The following is an 877-nucleotide window of genomic DNA, read 5'->3' as shown; positions in this document are numbered from 1 at the left end:
GGCGTCGTTTCCCCCGGTGGCCAGCGTGCGGCCGTCCGGGGCGAAACCCACCGTCCGGACGATGTTCTTATGCCCGGTGAGAACACCGGCGCGTGCGGGCTTCGCCGGATCGGCGACATTCCACAACACGACGCTGCGATCCGTGCTGCCCGTGGCGAGGCTCGCGCCGTCCGGGCTGAAGGCCACCGCGTCCACCGCGCCGCCATGGCCGTCAAGCCCGGCGAGCTGGCGTGGATGGGCGGGGTCCGCCAACTCCCACAGCTGTGTCTGCGCGTCGTTGGTCCCGGCGGCCAGGATGCGGCCGTCCGGGCTGAAGGCGGCGGCCCGTACCGCGGCGCGGCCCCCGTCGGCCGGCCCGAGCACCGCCTGCCGGCGTGGCCGGGAGCGGTCCGTCGTGTCCCACAGCTCGGTGCTCCCGTCCTGCCAGCCGAGGACCAGCAGCCGTCCGTCAGGGGAGAAGGCCGCGGTGTTGAGGATGCTGTCGTGCCCAGGTAACCGGGCCAGCCGTGTCACCTCCGAAGGACGAGCGCCCACCGCCCACAGCGAGGGCAGGCCGAGGTCGGAGGCGAGCAGGGTGCGCCCGTCGGGGGTGACGGCCGCGCTCTGGATGACTGTCCCCATCCCGCCGACGGTTCCCAGGCCGACGGGATGCGCGGGGTCCGCCAGGCTGAACATGCCCATGACCCCGTCGCCGCCCAGCAGGTAGAGCAGGCGCTCGCCATCGTCGAGCCAGGCCGCCAGCACCCCACGGGTGAACCCCGGCGGGCTGTGCGCAACCACGTCGGCGAGCTTGCGGCGATGGCCGGGCTGGGAGACATCCCAGAGCTGCGTGGTGCCGTCACCGGTACCGATGATCAGAATTCGGCCGTCCCGGCTG

1 protein-coding gene is annotated in these 877 nt (G+C 73.3%); it reads right to left on the bottom strand.

The window, feature by feature from the left end:
- On the bottom strand, positions 1 to 877 hold an 877-nt coding region (locus MJ783_RS00940), incomplete at both ends, for a WD40 repeat domain-containing protein (RefSeq protein ID WP_239307976.1).

The organism is Protofrankia sp. Cj3, from assembly GCF_917627355.1.
Taxonomy (GTDB): Bacteria; Actinomycetota; Actinomycetes; order Frankiales; family Frankiaceae; genus Protofrankia.
This window is presented reverse-complemented; position numbering and strand designations above follow the sequence as displayed.